Below are 16,299 nucleotides of genomic sequence, written 5' to 3' on the forward strand. Positions count from 1 at the left end.
TTATAGGGGCGTCTGTGAGTCTCGGGTACGCGGAGGCGGCCGACCGCGGCAGCGGGAGAGGTGAGGTTCGCATGCGTACTGTCGGCAGCCGCCCGCCTACCGCCCTGCGAGGCAGCCCACTGCGGGGCCGGGTCGCTGTGGTCGCGGGGGCGGCGCGCGGCGTGGGCGAGTGCGGCGCCTGGCCGCGGAGGGCATGCGGATCGCCCTGCTCGGTCGTGAGAAGGAGACGCTGTCCCAGGTGGCGGCGTCGCTGGCCACCATGACCGTCTGCATCGAGGCGGACGTGACCGATCAGACCGCGCTCGACCGTGCCGCGCGGCAGGTCGAGGAGCGGCTCGGAGCGGCCGGTGTCGTGGTGGCCGACGCCGGCAGCGCTGTAGGCGGGCCTTTCAGCCGCACCGATGCCGAGCTGTGGCGACGCGTCGTCGACGTCAACCTGGTCGGGGCGGCGAACACCGCCAGGGCCTTCCTTCCTCAATTCGCGTTCGTGGTCGGCCGCATCACCCGGCGCGGACTACGGGAGGGATCGACCGACGAGCTCGGTGCCGATGTCGAAGTCCTCGGGGCGGGTGGCCGTGCCGACTGGACGTCGGTCAGGCCCGAGACCTGAACTGCAACGGGGCCGGGAGGCGTCCAGAGGGTGCCCGACAGACAAGCCACGAGGCCCGGTAGGACCCAGGCAAGTACCTGCCTGGGCCCTCGGGTAGTGCACGGCTTCAGTGCACTACCCGAGGAGTGGTTTCCCAGGACGGAAGCGGCCGTAGAGCCCTCAGGCGGGTAGGTGGTCGCCATGGACGAGGATGACGCGGCCGCGGCGCTGCGAGCGGCGCTCGACCAGCTGGCGTTCGCCACCCGGAGCGCGGCGGCGCTGTCGAGCACGCTGGACGCGGTCGAGGGGCTCAGGCGGGTGTGCCGCGTGCTGGTGCCGGGGCTGGCCGACTGGGCCGCGGCCGATCTGATGGACGAGGACGGCGCCGTCGAGCGGGTCTGTGTCTCACACCGTGACCCCAACACCGCCCTGACCGGCCTGACGGGACCGTTGCCGCCGGCGCCGGAGACGCCAGGAGGGCCGCTGTCCCGGGTGCTTCGCGGCGGTGGCCCCCTGCTGTTGTCGGCCGGGCGGCTGCCGACCGCGCAGGAGGCGTCCGATCCGCTGCACACGGCAACCATGCAACCGTTCGCCCGACTCGGGGGAGACTCCGTGATCGTGGCACCCCTGCGGGCACGCCGGCGAGTGCTGGGTGCGCTGACCCTGGTCAGGGGCGAGGGACACCCGCCATGGGGCGAGGCGGACCTGGCGCTGGTCGAGGACCTCACCCACCGCATCGCGCTGGCTCTCGACAACGCCAGGCTCTACGCCGAGACCCAGGCCGTCGCCGAGCGCCTCCAGCGCTCTCTGCTGCCGGACCTGCCCGTCGTACCGGGTCTTCGCGTCACCGCCCGCTACTCCCCGGCGCTCGCCACCGCGCAGATCGGCGGTGACTGGTACGACAGCTTCGTCCTGCCGGAAAGCGGTGACACCACTCTGATCATCGGCGACGTCACCGGCCACGATCTGCATGCCGCCGTGACCATGAGCCAGATCCGGAACATGCTGCGTGGCATCGCCTGCGACCGCCGGGAGCCCCCCGGCATGATCCTGCGCCGCTTGGACCTCGCAGTCGACGCCCTCTACAGCCACCGCACCGCCACCTGCGTGTACGCACTGCTCAAGGGCCAGGAAGGAGGGGCGTACCAGCTGGAGTGGGCGAGTGCCGGACATCCACCACCCCTGCTGGTCACTGCGGACGGCGACACCACCTACCTCTGGGAAGCACACGGCCTGCTGCTGGGCGTCGACCCGCACGCCGAACGGCCCAGTGCCTGCCTGCCCCTGCCCGAGGGCAGCACCCTGCTGTTGTACACGGACGGTCTGATCGAACGGCGCGGCGAATCCATGGATCACGGCATGACCCGGCTCCGGCAGCACGCTGCCGCCCTGGTCGACCAGGACATCGACGAGCTGAGCGACGAGCTGATGAACGCACTCGTGGCAGGGGCCCACGACGACATCGCCCTGCTCGCCCTGCGACTGCCACAGTCGGACGAGGGCGTCTCGCCCTGAGGCCACGTCGAATGCCCGCCGTACGCGATGTAAGTCTGGGGTGGGACGTTTTGGCCAGGTGGGTTCGGGGACACGTCGGGCGGAGGTCGTGTCGCGTGCGGGTTCGGAAGTGAGCTGGCATTCCATTCGTCCGCCCGCCCTGCCGTCCAGCTCAGAACGCGGGCGGCAGAGCTGTGCTGCGTTCAGATGACCGTGCCCTGGGCAGTGCCTTGATCAGAGCGGTGCGGATTTCGTCCGGCAGCTGTTCGCCGTGCACCCAGTCCACGATCAGTTCGGATACCTGCCGCAGTTTCGTGTTGGTGTGCTGTGAGACCTCTCGCAGCACTTGGAATCCCTGCTCGGGATGCAGGCCACCGAGGGTGATGACCACGCCGATCGCTTGGTCTACGACGGTGTGGGAGACGACGGCTTCCTGCAGCTGGCTGATTTCCGTCTGCAACTCGCTGATCTTGTTCAGGAGCGGTGTCCGTACCGGAACCGAGTGCTCCTTGAGTCGCGTGAGGCTGCCGTTTCGAGAGTTCTCCATCATGATCACAGCCCAGACCGCGGGTCTCCCGCCCGGGTCGCCGATGCCGTACGGAATTGCGAGGACGACAATTCGACTATTACCCCGGGTTGCTGTCTTCGTGCATCCCGTTCCACGGCGCGCAGCGGCCGGTGGCGTGGACCTCACTCAGGGTTCAACTCGGCCAGGGCGGTGGTGCACCTGCCCTTCGGACGATCGGTACCGCTCGGATCGCGGATGCTCCGTTGATGGTCGCGGGTGCCTGATGCACTGCAGGGATCCTGCGGGAGCGGATCACGGCTCACGACCATACGATCGAGCGCCTGTCGCACATCGCGGCAGGGCATCCGGGTGTGGCGGACTCGGGTGGGGGGACCCGGAGGCGGGCCGCGTTCAGCAGCGTATCCATGGAGCTGGCTCGACTCAGGCTCCTCCGGTTCAGCCAACGAGCCGGGGGAGCCGCTGACAGGATCGCAGTGGTGGCGACCGACGATGACGCCCATGGCCTTGCCGATGGCGGGCATCCGTGCGCGGTTGCGGTCGAGCGCTTCGCGTTCCACGGGCTGACGAAGCCGGTCGGGCGAGGGCGGCGACCTACTCCCGGGTGCGGGGTACTCGAAGAGGAACCCACCGGGGTGCCGACGTCGCTGTGACCCGCCGGCCCGGGGGCCGCCCACCGCGGTGGGTCCGTGCGGAAAGGACGGCGGCGACGTGGCGGAGGGCCTGAAGTCCGGCGGAGAGCACGAGCGCCGGCTGTCCGCGGGGGAGCCGGCTCTGTGGCAGCAGGTGGTCGAGCAGCTGGGCACGGCCCTCGCCGTGATCGACCCGGCCGGGCGGATCGTCGCTGTCAACCCGGCCGCCGAGCGGCTTCTGCAGCGCGCAGCAGGGTCCGTGTACGGGCGGGATCTGCACGACCTGTGCCATCGCGACCCGGGAGGTGGCCTCGTCCCGCGGGAGCGCTGCCCGCTGCTGCGGGCACTGGCCGAGAGGCGTGCGGCACGCGGGGACGACGACAGGTGCCTGCGTGGTGACGGACGGCTGGTCCCGATCTCCTGGTCGGCCACCCCCCTGGCGGACGACGTCTCCGGCGTCTGCCAGGGCATGGTCGTGCTGATCGTCGAGACCGCGGCGGACCGCCGTGCCGGCAGGGAACGAGCGGAACGCGCCGAGCAGTCGGAACGGGTGGAACAGGCGGAACGAACCGCTCGTACGAGCGCTCTGGAGAGTCTCGCCGAGCGGCTGACACTCGTCGCGGAGATCACCGACGTGCTCGGTCAGACCCTGGAGGTGGACGAGGCCCTCGCCCGGTTGAGCCGCGTCCTCGTCCCCCGCCTCGCCGACTGGGCCGCGGTGGACCTGCGGGTCGGCTCCCGTCAGGTGCACCGAGTGGCCGTGACCGGTCCGGAGGGCCGTGCAGCCGGGCAGGAGGACTGGCGCGGCCATCTGCCCCCGGTCGGGGAGGCGACCCACTCGCCCCTGGTCCAGGTACTGAACGAAGGCGCTCCCGTCCTTCAGAAGCGGGTGGACCTGGACGCACCGCCCGACTCACCGCTGGCCAGCGTGCACGACGCCTTCCTCGGAGCGATCGGCGCGGCATCCGCCATCACGGTGCCGCTCGGCAGTAGACGGCAGGTCACCGGTGCGCTGACGCTGGTGCGCACCGACCCGGCACGGCCCTTCGACACCGGCGATCTCGACGTGGCCGGCGACATCGGCCGCCGGGTCGGTCTGGTCATCGACAACGCGCGCAGGTTCGGCCGGCAGCGTGCGGTCGCCGAAGCCATGCAGCGCAACCTTCTTCCCCCGCTGCCCGCGCACGGCCGGTTCCAGCTGGCCGCCCGGTACCAGCCCGCTCCGCCCGGCTCCCAGGTCGGTGGTGACTGGTACGACGCCTTCGCGCTGAGGGACGGCACGCTCGCCCTCGTCATCGGCGACGTCGTCGGGCACGATCTGACCGCCGCGGCCGGCATGGCCCAGCTGCACGGCATCCTGCGCTCCCTCGCCTGGGACCATGCCGAGCCGACCGGTGCCGTCGTGGACCGCCTCGACGACGCCATGCACGCCATCACCATCGTGCGGATGGCCACCCTCGTCCTCGCCCGGGTGGAAGGTCCGGACAGCGGCCCCTGGACGCTGCACTGGACCAGTGCGGGGCACCCGCCGCCCCTGCTGCTGACCCCCGACGGGAGCGCGCAGTACCTCGAAGCCGGGCAGGGACTGATCCTTGGAACCGACCCGTATGCCGGCGATCCTCGCCCGAGCGCCGCTCACGCGCTGCCGCCGCGGTCCACGCTCCTGCTCTACACCGACGGCCTGATCGAAGTCCCCGGCAGCGACTTGACCAGAGGGCTCAGCCGACTGCGTCGCCACGCTCTCGCCCTCGCCCACGAACCTCTGGACACCTTGTGCGACCAGCTGGCGGCCCGGACGCCCCCGGGCAGCACGGACGACGTCGCCCTTCTCGCCCTGCGCCTGCCCGTGCCCTGACCGGGCCGAGGCGGTGATGGGGAGCGGCTGCTCACGTCCCCGGAGCAAGCGCCAGAATGCGGAACGGACCGGGTGACACGGACTGAAGGCCGTCGTCTCCGGCGTACCGCCAGCCCCAGGACCGCATCGTCTCGACGGTCCTGCCGTCCCGGACGTCCACCAGTGCGACGCCGAGCGCGGCGCCGTGGTCGGCGAGCAGTCGCCGCTGCAGGCGCCGGGCGAGGTTCCAGACATGGTCCCGGTACTCCCGGCGCACGCGAGACGGGACGACGATCCCGGAGACGACGAAGAGCCGCCCGGAGGCGGCGCGGCGGAGCAGACCTCCCCGGACGTGCCCGTCGAAGCCCGCCCACCATGGACCCGAGCCGCCCGCGGGGAAGCCATAGGCGTAACCGGTCAGGGCGGTGGTCTCCGCGATCAGCAGCGAGAACCCCGGCCGTCGTGCGTCGGCCGTGAGATGGCCCAGGAAGGGGCCACGTGCCTGGTTCCACGCCCACGGGTCACCACCGGAGGTTTCCGCGTACAGGTCGCCCAGCTCCTGCAGACGGTCCGCGACCTGACCACGCGTCAGCCGATGGATCCGATCTGCGACCTGCGGCGAGGACGTGCGCCCCCTCTGCGGCGTGCCCTGTGCGCGGGTACGCGGCCTGCCCCGTGCGGGCCGGAGAGCGGGAAGGGCCAGGGTCGTCGGGGGGAGCACCTGCGCGGTCATTGCCAACCCTGCCCCCGGGCGCGGACGAAGGCCGCCCCGGCGTCGTCGATCCCCGAGAACGGCACCGGTGCCTGAGGCGGTGCGCGGCGTGCCCTCGGTATGTCCACCGTACTCCCGGCCGGGCCCGCCCCGGCGGCCCGGCGGTCGCCGGCACCGGGAACGGCGCCGACCGTCCGCGTGCGGTCGCTGTCCTCCGGCACAGTCCGACTCGCGTGGTCACCGGGCTCGGCCGGGCGAATGTCAGGCGGCCGGCCGCCCGGCCGGTCAGGGGACGCACCGCCACCCGTACCCGGCATACCCTGCAGAGGGGGCTGCCGTGGAAACGCGACGCAGGCCCCCACACCGTCGCCCGCCTCCGTCGGGCAGTGACCCCAATCGTGGTCCGTACGTCTCGTACCGTCTCCCGTCCGGAGCTCCGTATGGAGCAGCTACCCCGCCGGTCGCGAAGGAGGAACCCGGCTCCATCTCCCCTCGACACCGCGCACGCCGTGGGACCCGCACGCTCCGGCTCGCGACCAGCAAACCGACAGAGCACGCGCACGCTCACGCCGACGAGGTACGACCCGGATCCGCGAGGCCACGAGGATCCGCCGGCCTGTCCGTCCCCCGCGGCCGTGACCCCGGAGAACCACAGCCATGACAAGACTCCGCGAACGCAAGAACAACCGGGAGGCGGTCCTGCGATCCCTCTACGGGGCCGTCGAACGCAATCGCCCCGAGGTCAGCGGATCGGTACTCCGCGCCGAGCTGGGCCTGCCCGACGAGGACCTCTCCGCCGCCTGCGCCTATCTGGCCGACGAGGGACTGATCAACGTGGACTGGACCTCGCACCGGACCCCTGCGGCCGTCTCGCTGACACATGAGGGCATCTGCCTGATGGAGGAGTTGGAGGAAGAACAAGGGGAATAGGGCAGGGCAGAGAAGACGGAGCCGGACGGCTGACCCGCCCGCTTCTCCTCGGCTCAGGTGTAGCCTGACCGTACCGAGAGCTTTTCGCGCAGCGCTTCCGGCGGTGCCGTTCCCGGCGAGGGACGAAACGGGCAGTCGTCCTACGGCTCCCGGGACGGGACCGGACCATGGAACCCAGCAGTACGCCGGCCGAAGGCGTCTCCGGTGCCGACGCGCACACGTACCGCATGCCCCTGCCCCGCCTGACCCTCACCTCGGACGTCAGCCACGGCCCGCTGGACGGTGCCTGGTGGCCGCGCTGCGACGCGCTGGAGCTTGAACTTCCCTCGCTCGTCGACTTGTTGGAGCCGGAGCCGGGGGCCGTTATACGGGTCACCGTGGACCCCGCCGGGTGGCCCGGCGCCCCGCACACAGTCATGGCCCCAGGCCGGGTGATCGCCGTGGAACCGACCGGACCCGGAAGCGACGCGCACGTCATCACCCTGGACTGCGGCGCCGTGGGACGCTGGGTGCTCCTGGTCGTCCCGCCCGAGGAGCCCGCCGGAACAGCCGTCCGGCTGCTGGCCGCCGCTGCCGACCCGGAGAACCCACTGACCGCCGCGAGCATGCTGGCGCTCGCCGATGCGGGTCGCCCGGTGGGCGCGGCCGGGGAGGCGGAATGAGGCACGGGCCCCCTTGGGAGCCCGCGGCAGGGACGACCGGCCAGCCTCAACCACCATCCTCGCGTGAGCCGTTGCCCACTCTGAATGACACTTCTGCGCTCTTCGAGGAGTGCCGCATCGTCCGCACGCACGGCGAACTGGACACGCAATCAGCGGCCCCACTGGTCCGCGCCCTGACCGAGGCCCGAGCGGCCCGGCCCGAACGGCTCTTCCTGATCGTGGACCTGAGCGAGGTGACCTTCTCCGACTCCAGCATCCTGTCTGCGCTGTGCGAGGCGTGGTCCGACTGCCGCGCCCGGCGCGGCTGGGTACGCATCGTGTACGGCAACCACATGACCGACCTGGTCTTCCGCCACACCGGCCTGCTCGAGCGCTTCCCCGCCTACGCGAGCGCACAGGACGCCTGGGAGGGACGAACGGCCGACGCCGCACTCCCGCCTCCCCGCGAGCGCATCGCCCGCCGCCGAGGCGCGCTGTCCGGCCGAGGGCCACATGCCGCGCCGAACCACCCGACAGGACACCTCATGAGCGACCAGCTGCGGCGCCTGCCACCGGCCCCGCCCCTTCTTCGCCTGTACCTCGCGCCCGAGAGCACCGTGCCACGCCGTATCGATGGGGCCTGGTGGCCGCGAACCTTCGACCTCCTGGCGGAACTCCCGTCACTGCTCTCCGGCCTGCCCCGCGCCTGGGGCCAGATCGGCAGTGTCCTGGTGAACGGCACAGGGTGGGCCGGGGTCCCGGGCCGCATGCTCGTCTGCAACCAGGTCGTCCGGCTGCGCAGGACCGCCACGGCGCGCACGCCGAGCACCATCGTGCTGATGGCCCCCGCCCATGGGCGCCGGGATCTGCTGGTCGTGCCACCGGAGGCCACCGAGCAGGCCGCGGAATCGCTCGTGTCCGCAGTGGGACTGACGCCGGAGCGGGGTCACTTCGCGAGCTTCGGGTGCGGTGCCGGCGATGGCGCGCAGGCGGGCGACGCATGCGGTGATCTGCCGGTCCCAGTCGGTGAAGAGGCCGCGGGCCGCGGGGTGGAGGAACAGGTAGCGGGCGAGGTTGCGCTGTCTGGCGGGCCAGTCGTCCAGGCCCGTGTAGAGGGCGAGGCCGCCGGGGTTCCAGGCCAGCAGGTCCATGCTGCGGCTGATGACGTACGCCGGGTTGGGGCGGAGTGATTCGAGCAGCAGCTTCAGGTGGGGGCGCACGGTCCGGCTCGGGGCGGACGCCCGTTCGGGGGCGTAGCGGGCGGCTCGGGCGGCGAGCTCATGCAGGTGCTGGTGCTCCTGGTCGTCCATGTGCAGGCGCGGGCAAGGGAGTCGAGGGCGGTGGGGCTGGGACGGGTCTCCTTGCCGCGCTCGAGGCGTACGTAGTAGTCGATGCTGATGCCGGCGAGGGTGGCCAGCTCCTCGCGGCGCAGCCCGGGGGTGCGGCGGATGCCGGCGCCGACGGTGAGGCCGACGTGTTCGGGGCTGGTCTGGGTGCGGCGGGCGCGCAGGTAGCGGCCCAGCTCGGCTCCCTCGCTGTTCGCGCTCTCGGATGGCATGTCTCCAGTCTCACCCGCTGAGTGCCTGCCGCACGGGAGTGAGGGGGGTCCTGTCATTACCCCGGAAGAGCCCGCCCTGCCACACCGACGCGATCCGGGCGAGGGTGAATGAGCAAGATGCGACGGCGTCCCGGCCACCGCCACCACAGGTACGACGTGGCAGACCGGGCGACGGGCGCCGGGCGACGCCACGATGCAGAGAGGGCGAAATGAGGGCGTCAGGCACTCAGGCCGGACGGGTGTCAGTCCGAGAAGTCGAGGCTCTCCTGACCAGGGCCGGGGGCGCGTCGAGACTTCCGCGGCGGTTTCGGTTCCTTGGTTGCGTAGGCAGGTACGGGCAGGATGCCCTCGCCCCGTAGGTCGTCGGTGCTGATGAGCGGGCCGCTGGTCACTGCGTCCAGCAGCCGGGCCTGTCGGGGTTCGAGGGCTACGAGGAGCCCGAGCGCGTTGATGAGGTCAATCAGATCAACGGTCCACCGGGCAGGCCAGGTCGGGGGCAGGATGTCGTTCAACGGGGTCTGTCGTTCCACGTCTGGCTTGCGCTTGCGGAAGCTGAACCACTTGCGGATCACCTGCACCCCGCCGATCCGATAGTCCCAGACTTCCGGCGCCACCGGACGTATGCAGCCCGTGCCCACCGTGAGGGTTCGCGTGGACGCGTCGTAGGAGATGTCCGCAGGTAACCCGTCGTCCTCTCCGATCACGACGACGCATTCCGGTTGTTCCTCCGGGGGAAGCCTTGGGGACGAGCCAGGTGAACTGTCGTGGTGGGAGGCGAAGCGCTGGCCGTACGTGTGGATCCACACCGTGCGTCGGCCCACTTCCACGAGCTCCGCCCATAGAGCCGGGTCGCGTGTTATGGGGATACGGACACCGCGCTCGGCGAGGTTTGCGGCGAAGCGGCGGGTGTAGCCGCTGTGGCCGGCTGTTCCCGCGATGTACGCGAAGAGGTCCTCGGCGGTGACCGTTACGCCGTGCGTCTTGGTGAGGAGACGCAGCAGGCCAGGGGTGACGTTTGGTTCAGCCTGGTGAGGGTGGCGGTAGAGAGGGGCGACGCGGCCGCCTTCGGTGCCTTTGAAGTGGTGCATGTCGGGCAGCAGGGCAGTGAAACTCACCGCCGGCCCCGGACGGCCTGATTCCGTGTGGAGTTCGGACAGGTAGATCTGACGCTGGTCGTTGTGGGCGAACCACAAGGCCGGTCGGGGAAAGTCGATCACTCGTCTGTCCGCGATGATGTACTGCCTGTCGAAGGTCATCCGGCCGTAGGGAACAGTGACCGGCAACGTCTCCTTCTCTGCGGCAAGGCTTTTCCTTTCCTGCTGGCCGGGCAGTGGTGGTTCCGGCTTGTCCGGACGGCGGTCTCTGGTTGTTTTCAGCAGTGCGGCCTTGTCCTCCGCTGGGGCTTGGACGAGTCTGCGCCACCGGCTCTCCAGGACGTCGCGGCTGGGTGAGACGGGCCAGCTGCGGTTGTTCTTGTTGCCGGAGCTCGTCCAGGGCAGCAGGGCGTCCACCGGTGGCATGGCCGACCACTCGGAGTCGGACGGGACGTGAAAAGGCGCGGTCCACTGTGTGGGGCATAGTTGCCAGGAGGTCCCGTCGCGATGACCGTCGAGGCCAAGCCCTTCCAGCCAGTTGAATTTCTCCTCGCGTGTGCCCGCGGGGACGTCGAGTCGCCAGACCCGCGCCGGTGTACCCGCGTCCGGGGTGCCGTGGCGGACGAAGACGGCGATGCAGATCTCCCGCTTGACATCCTGGAAGACCCGGGTGCGCGTGTCGGAGTAGGCGCCCTCGGGGGAGAGACCGATGATCCAGCCCTCGTCGGCGGCCTCGCGCAGGTAGTGGCGCATGCCGGCCGATCCCTCGCTGTCCAGGTATCCGGAGTTGGTGATGAGGGCGACGATCCCGCTGGGGGCCTTCGGCGCTCCCGAGGCGGTCAGCTGGTCGAAGACCTTCCAGGTGGACCAGGCCCAGAAGTAGACGTAGAGGTTGTCGAGGGCGTATCCGACGCGTCCGTTGTCCTCTGGGTGGAAGCGGGCGAGGATCGGGCCCTGGCCGTTCGGGTTGCCCTCGGTGATCCAGCGTCCGACGCCCGACTGTCTCGCACCTCGCAGGTAGGGCGGATTGCCGATGACCACCATGACCTTCTCGTCCGCCTTGATCTTGTTCGCCATTCGGCGGTGGCGGGCGATCGCCTCGTACATGAAGCCCAGGTGGTGCTCGACGGCGGGATCGTCGAGTGTGTCGGCCACCAGAAGCCTCGGCGGGCGGCGCGTGATGTCGGCGTCGTGGGACCGGAAGGCGTGGTGCACACGGAGTTCGGCGACGGCGTACGGCCCGGTCTGTTTCTCCAGCCCGACCAGCCGGCCCGAGAGCTCCCGGAGAAGCCCGGACTTGAGCGTGCTGCCGTACTTCAGTGACAGGGACTTGGCGACGTGGTCGATGATGTTGATGAGGAAGGTCCCGGTGCCCATGGCCGGATCGACGACGGTGACGTCCTCGCTTCCGTAGCCGTCCTCCTGGCCGAGCCGGTCACGCAGCACCTCGTCGGTGAAGCCGACCATGAAGCGGACGACCTCGCCAGCCGTGTAGTACGTACCCGTCCGCCGTCGCAGTTCCGGGTCGTAGGCGCCCAGAAAGCCCTCGTACAGGTGGAGGTAGGCGTCTCCGGTCTCGTCCTTGAACATCTCGGGGTCGACGGCCGATAAGACGTCGATCAGCGGGTCGATGATGCCCCGCAGATCGTCGAGGGCGTCGTCCGTCAGCACCGCCAGCGCCTTGCCCATCAAGGAATGCCGCTTGCCCAGTTGGATCGCGACCTCGGGAAGCGTGAGCCTGCCCAGATCAATGTGCTCAAGGCGAGCCAGGAGCATGGCAAACGTCAGCGTCTGACTGTATTGGTCCGCGAACTCCTCCGGGCGAGCATCGGGAAAGAGCAGGTCCTTCCAGTTGTCGGCCAGGATCGAGAACGCAGCGTCAGCCTCCCCGTGCTCCTCGCGGGTGAGACGCTCGGTGACCTCGTCACGCAGCAGGGCGCAGATTCCCGCGATGCGCTTGACCAGTTCGTTGATGCTGTCGTGGACGATGGGCGCTGGCAGGAAGAAATGCGTGAGGGCACGCTCGAACCCGGTGTCCGCGACGACGAGTTGCCGACTACCGGAATCAAGGTCTCCGACCAGGATCCCGGTCGGGCCGACCTGTACGCCGAAACGGTAGACCGCCCACTGGTATCCGTCGGTGTACAGCACATTGTGGAGTGCCTTGATCTTCTCCCACTGCTTGCGGTCGTGGCTCTTCACCGACCACTTCTCCGGATCGGCCCCCGAGCCCGGCTGCTTCAGCTCGACGTGCCCTATGGTCCTGCCGCCGCAGGCGATGGCGAAGTCGGGCCGGATCCCGAGTTCCTTGATGCGACTCTGACCGTGGACGATGAGCTTGAGGCGTTGCCGCGAGGCCATGCCGCGCAGCAGATGCTCCACCGGCGCGGTCAGACTGTCCTCCTTACTGCTGACCGCCCCTGCGGGACCTTGCAGCTTGGCCCTGACCTCCTCGCCGAACTGGGCAACGAGGTCCGCTACCGATCCGGTCGTGCCCTTTCCCGCCCAGACGTCCCCTCTTGCCATCGGCCCCCCAAGGTTGCACCCACGCCGACGATCAGACCCATACAGAATGCCCATGACATCTCAAGCAGCAAACACCAGTGGATGTAGGTTGATTGGTGACGAGCCGCCAAAACCCCGCGTACGGACATCGGTTGGAGCGTGAGCCGAGAGTGCGTCCGGGCGTGCGTCAACGTGCGGAGCGCGCAATCGGTGGACGGTACGCCGATCTTGCAGGCAGGCTGGGGCGATCGCGGGGGCAGCGTGCGTGCGTCAAACGAAGCCATCATGGCTGCGCGGCTCCTGGTATGTCCCCGCTGCTGCTCAACGGAGATCGACCACGCCGCCACCCGCGAGCTCGGCCGTGCAGCGACGCTCAGCGCGATCGACGACATCCGACATTGGGTGCGACGAGGCCGTGCCGTGCTGTCTGAGATCACGGATGATCATCTGAGTGCCACCCAGTCGGTGCGCGCCCGCTATCGCGGCTCAGGGGCCGTAGGGGCTCCAGTGCCCGAGGAAGGGTTTCAGGTCGTCGGCCCGTGGGTTGGGGATGTCGGGCAGTCGGGGCGGTGTGTTCAGTGGGTCGAGGCGCTCCACGGTGGCGGCTGCCCAGCTGATCCATGCTTCGGCTTCAGTTCTGGTCTGCCCCGGTGGCATGGCCTCGACTCGTGTGCGTACCGCGCTCACGTACTCGGTCAGTCGGATGGCGTGGTGCCATGCCGCTTCCTGTGCTTCGAGGTGCCGGACGCGGTACGCCTCCGCGTACCGGATGCGGGCTTGTTCCATGGCGGTTTCCCAGCGGATGCGCTTCTGGCGTGCCGCTTCGGCCTCGTCCTGGCGTCTGCGTTCGGCGGCTTCGCCGCGAAGCGTGACCTCCTGTGCGATCTCGGCGAGCTGCTCTTCGAGGGGGTGGCCGGGAGCGTCGGCCCATTCGCTCGCCCGGTGTGGCTGGCCGCCGCTGACGATGAAGCGGAGACGTTCGGACGGGGTGTAGTCGAAGCGGGGGATTCTGACCCAGGAGTGCTTCTTGGCCTCGGCGAGTTCCTTCTCGGTGGCGACGTGCTCGGCTCGGTCCTGTTCCTGGAGGACGAGAAACCCCACTGGCTGGCCCTGTGCGGTGATGGTGAAGTGAGGATGTGCCTTGCGGCGGCGATGAGACGGGGGTGCGAAGCCGGTCTGCCCGGCCGCGCAGGTGTGTCCTTCGGCCTCGGCGGCGGTGATGAGCGCCTGGATGAGGCGGAGAGCGCGTCCTTGGACGGGCTTGGTCAGGCCGAGCGGCTGCCGTTCGTTCTGCATGGCTCGGACAACGGCGTGTGGCCGAGTGAGCCGCGAGGGCACGGCGACGGGGTCGAGGACAGCAAGACGCCAGGCGGGGATGTCGACGAGCTTGATCTCATACCCGCCGCTGCGCCAACCCCCGTACAACTCCTTCGTCTCCGGAATCCTTCCGGATCTGCGTGCCGCGGCGACGCGGGACGGCCACTTTTCCAGCTCAGGGCCGCTGCCGCTCTTGACGATTCTGCCGCCGGCCTCCGCGAGTTCTTGCAGCAGCTGCTCCGTGAACGTGAAGCGAGGCTGTGATGGAGGGGGTGGCTTCCGCTCGGCGGCCGGCGTTTCCTGCGCTCGGGTGGACTGAGGTCGTGGAGCGGCGGCCTGGGTCTTCCGGGGGCGTGATCCGCGGGGCGGGTACGTGCCGTGTGCCAGGTAGTGCCGGCCGGCGCTCGTCAGGGCGACGCTCCACTGCCCGGCCTTCCGGGAGACCGTCACCAGGCCCCGGTTGTGCAGTGCCTGACAGGTGGTCTTGTAGGAACTGGTCTCCCATACGCCGGCAGGACACCCGTCTGCCACCCACTGCAGCACCGAGAGCTGCCGCTCATTGACCCGCCGTTCCAATGGCCCGCCTTCGACTCGGAGTGTCGTACGACGGCGGCATGCTGCCAGTTCTTGGGGTAGGCGACCGGCGCTTCGAGTCAATTCGCTCGGACGAGCGGGCTGACGTGGCTGCAAGCCAGTCAGACGGAGAAGAGTAGGTGGGCGCTTTCCTACGCAGGGGGTCTGACTCCTGAGATCTCTGACCGGGGTGTCCTGATCACACTGTGTCGACCGCCGACCCGGGGATAGTGCGTTTGCTGGTCGCGGGCTGAGGGCGTGTCTCGATAGGGGCTTGCCGGACAGGCGTCATCACGATTCTGACCGTCCGCACGGCCCGGTGCCGGCTACGGGACAAGCCGTCGGCCTGGAAGGGGAACGAGCATGACCGGCACGTCCTCCGCTTCGCGTCCTCGTCGGCGCCGGCCGGCGGCGGAGGTGGTCCTGGGAGTGGACACGCACCGGGATGCCCATGTGGCCGCTGTGCTGTCCCTGGTGGGGGAGGTGATCGGCACCGACGAGTTTCCGGCCACCGCGGCTGGATACCGAGACCTGCTGGGGTGGGCCAGGGCGTCGGGTACGGTGCGCCGGGCCGGAGTGGAAGGGACCGGTTCCTTCGGGGCGGCCCTGTCCCGCTACCTGCTGGCCCAGGGCGTGGACGTTTTCGATGTGAACCGGTTCGACCGGGCCGACCGCCGACGGCGAGGCAAGTCCGACCCGCTCGATGCCGAGAACGCGGCCCGTGCAGTGCTGAGCGGACGGGCGCGCGCCCAGGCCAAGACTGGCGACGGGCCAGTGGAGATCGCCCGGATGTACAAACTGGCCAAGGACTCGGCGGTCAAGGCCCGCACCCAGGCGATCAACCAGCTCAAGGCCGTCCTCATCCGTGCGGATCCGCAGCTGAGAGAGGAACTTGCCGGGCTGGGCAATGCAGAACTCTTCCGCACCTGCGCACGGCTCGTCGACGACAGCCTGAACCACGAGGCCGACGAAGGGGCGGTGCTCCACGCTACGCACATCACCCTGTGCCTGCTGGCCAGGCGCATCAGTCAGCTCAGCGAAGAGATCCAGGACCTGGAAGGCCGCCTGACCCGGCTGGTGGAACGCCACGCTCCGCAGTTGCTCGCGGTGGTGGGCATCGGTCCGGATACGGCCGTCACTTTGCTGATCACGATCGGAGACAACCCGGAACGCCTGGGCAGTGAAGCGTCGTTTGCAGCGCTGTGCGGGGTCAGCCCCGTCGAGCGTTCCTCGGGCAGTCGGCAGTACCGTCGCCTCAACCGCGGCGGCGACCGGCAAGCCAACGCGGCCCTGCACCGGATCGTGCAGACCCGCCTGCGCGTCGACCCGCGCACCCAGGAGTACTACGAGCGCCGCAGCAAGGAGGGCAAGACCCGGCGCGAGATAGTCCGAAGCCTCAAGCGCTACGCGGCCCGGGAGGTCTTCCACCTGGTCAGACCAGTGCAGTCGTCACCTCCGTTATAGGGGCAGTGCGAAGCAGTGAAGCCCATCCGGGAACCATCCCCCGACGGGGCTTCTGCTCGGAGCCCTGAGACGAAGCCCCGCCGGAGCGCTCCGGCGGGGCTTCGCCGTGATCTCGACTGTGCTTGCGCGCATGACCGCGTTCGGCTCCGCACACAGTGCGCGCTCCTGCGATGCTCGCGGGACGCTGGATTTGCGATTGCGCCCATCTGGGAGGGGAGCCGTAAGACGACGCAGCCGCGCCGGGAAGCCGACGGGGCTGTTCCAGCCGCTGGGTCTCACCGGATCACTTCAGCCGGGCACCGGGACAAGGCGCTGGAGTACGGCAAGGGCATCTGGATGCGTTACAGCTGCGGACTCATGCAAGCGGTTCGACGGGATTGCCTCCTGGTTCAGACAGGGCGGCGAGATCATCTACCGCCGGCGCCGGTGC

9 protein-coding genes and 3 pseudogenes are annotated in these 16,299 nt (G+C 69.7%); 7 read left to right on the forward strand and 5 right to left on the reverse strand.

Going from position 1 to position 16,299, the window contains the following annotated elements:
* Positions 1-71: 71 nt before the first annotated feature.
* A pseudogene (locus tag ASC56_RS36065) lies at positions 72-478 on the forward strand (SDR family NAD(P)-dependent oxidoreductase); the annotation flags it as partial.
* 312 nt (positions 479-790) lie between these two features.
* Positions 791-2,104 carry a PP2C family protein-serine/threonine phosphatase gene (locus tag ASC56_RS36070; RefSeq protein WP_055495856.1) on the forward strand — a complete coding sequence of 438 codons (1,314 nt, stop codon included), beginning with the start codon at positions 791-793 and terminating at the stop codon, positions 2,102-2,104.
* A gap of 151 nt (positions 2,105-2,255) precedes the next feature.
* Here ASC56_RS36070 and ASC56_RS36075 read toward each other — a convergent pair whose 3' ends face one another.
* Positions 2,256-2,633, reverse strand: a complete 378-nt coding sequence (locus ASC56_RS36075) for an ANTAR domain-containing protein (RefSeq protein ID WP_371330494.1) — start codon at positions 2,631-2,633, stop codon at positions 2,256-2,258.
* 687 nt (positions 2,634-3,320) lie between these two features.
* On the opposite strand from ASC56_RS36075, the gene ASC56_RS36080 reads away from it, so the two are divergent.
* A complete protein-coding gene (locus ASC56_RS36080; protein WP_234377242.1) occupies positions 3,321-5,096 on the forward strand; it encodes a SpoIIE family protein phosphatase in 1,776 nt (591 codons plus the stop codon).
* A gap of 31 nt (positions 5,097-5,127) precedes the next feature.
* Here ASC56_RS36080 and ASC56_RS36085 read toward each other — a convergent pair whose 3' ends face one another.
* Positions 5,128-5,808: a hypothetical protein gene (locus ASC56_RS36085; RefSeq protein ID WP_055495837.1), complete on the reverse strand. Its 681-nt coding sequence runs from the start codon at positions 5,806-5,808 to the stop codon at positions 5,128-5,130.
* A gap of 636 nt (positions 5,809-6,444) precedes the next feature.
* Between ASC56_RS36085 and ASC56_RS36090 the strand changes: the two genes are divergently transcribed.
* The 3 genes and pseudogenes from ASC56_RS36090 to ASC56_RS42640 form a co-directional block, all read left to right on the forward strand.
* The gene (locus ASC56_RS36090; RefSeq protein WP_055495838.1) at positions 6,445-6,717 is read left to right on the forward strand and encodes a hypothetical protein; all 273 of its coding nucleotides are present in this window, start codon (positions 6,445-6,447) and stop codon (positions 6,715-6,717) included.
* A gap of 167 nt (positions 6,718-6,884) precedes the next feature.
* On the forward strand, positions 6,885-7,379 hold the full coding sequence (locus ASC56_RS36095; protein WP_234377243.1) for a DUF5994 family protein: 495 nt from the start codon (positions 6,885-6,887) through the stop codon (positions 7,377-7,379).
* Positions 7,376-8,221: pseudogene (locus tag ASC56_RS42640) on the forward strand (DUF5994 family protein); the annotation flags it as partial. The gene ASC56_RS36095 and the pseudogene ASC56_RS42640, both read left to right, overlap by 4 nt.
* Positions 8,222-8,296: 75 nt before the next feature.
* Here the strand turns inward: ASC56_RS42640 and ASC56_RS36110 are convergent.
* The 3 genes and pseudogenes from ASC56_RS36110 to ASC56_RS36120 all read right to left on the reverse strand — a co-directional run.
* Positions 8,297-8,916 (reverse strand): annotated as a pseudogene (locus ASC56_RS36110) (helix-turn-helix transcriptional regulator); the annotation flags it as partial.
* 242 nt (positions 8,917-9,158) lie between these two features.
* Positions 9,159-12,536, reverse strand: a complete 3,378-nt coding sequence (locus ASC56_RS36115; RefSeq protein WP_063785064.1) for a type ISP restriction/modification enzyme — start codon at positions 12,534-12,536, stop codon at positions 9,159-9,161.
* Positions 12,537-13,001: 465 nt separating this feature from the next.
* Positions 13,002-13,811 carry a hypothetical protein gene (locus tag ASC56_RS36120; protein WP_234377244.1) on the reverse strand — a complete coding sequence of 270 codons (810 nt, stop codon included), beginning with the start codon at positions 13,809-13,811 and terminating at the stop codon, positions 13,002-13,004.
* A gap of 957 nt (positions 13,812-14,768) precedes the next feature.
* Between ASC56_RS36120 and ASC56_RS36125 the strand changes: the two genes are divergently transcribed.
* A complete protein-coding gene (locus ASC56_RS36125; protein ID WP_055495840.1) occupies positions 14,769-15,869 on the forward strand; it encodes an IS110 family transposase in 1,101 nt (366 codons plus the stop codon).
* Positions 15,870-16,299 lie beyond the last annotated feature (430 nt).

This window comes from Streptomyces sp. TP-A0356 (genome assembly GCF_001417775.1).
GTDB lineage: Bacteria > Actinomycetota > Actinomycetes > Streptomycetales > Streptomycetaceae > Streptomyces.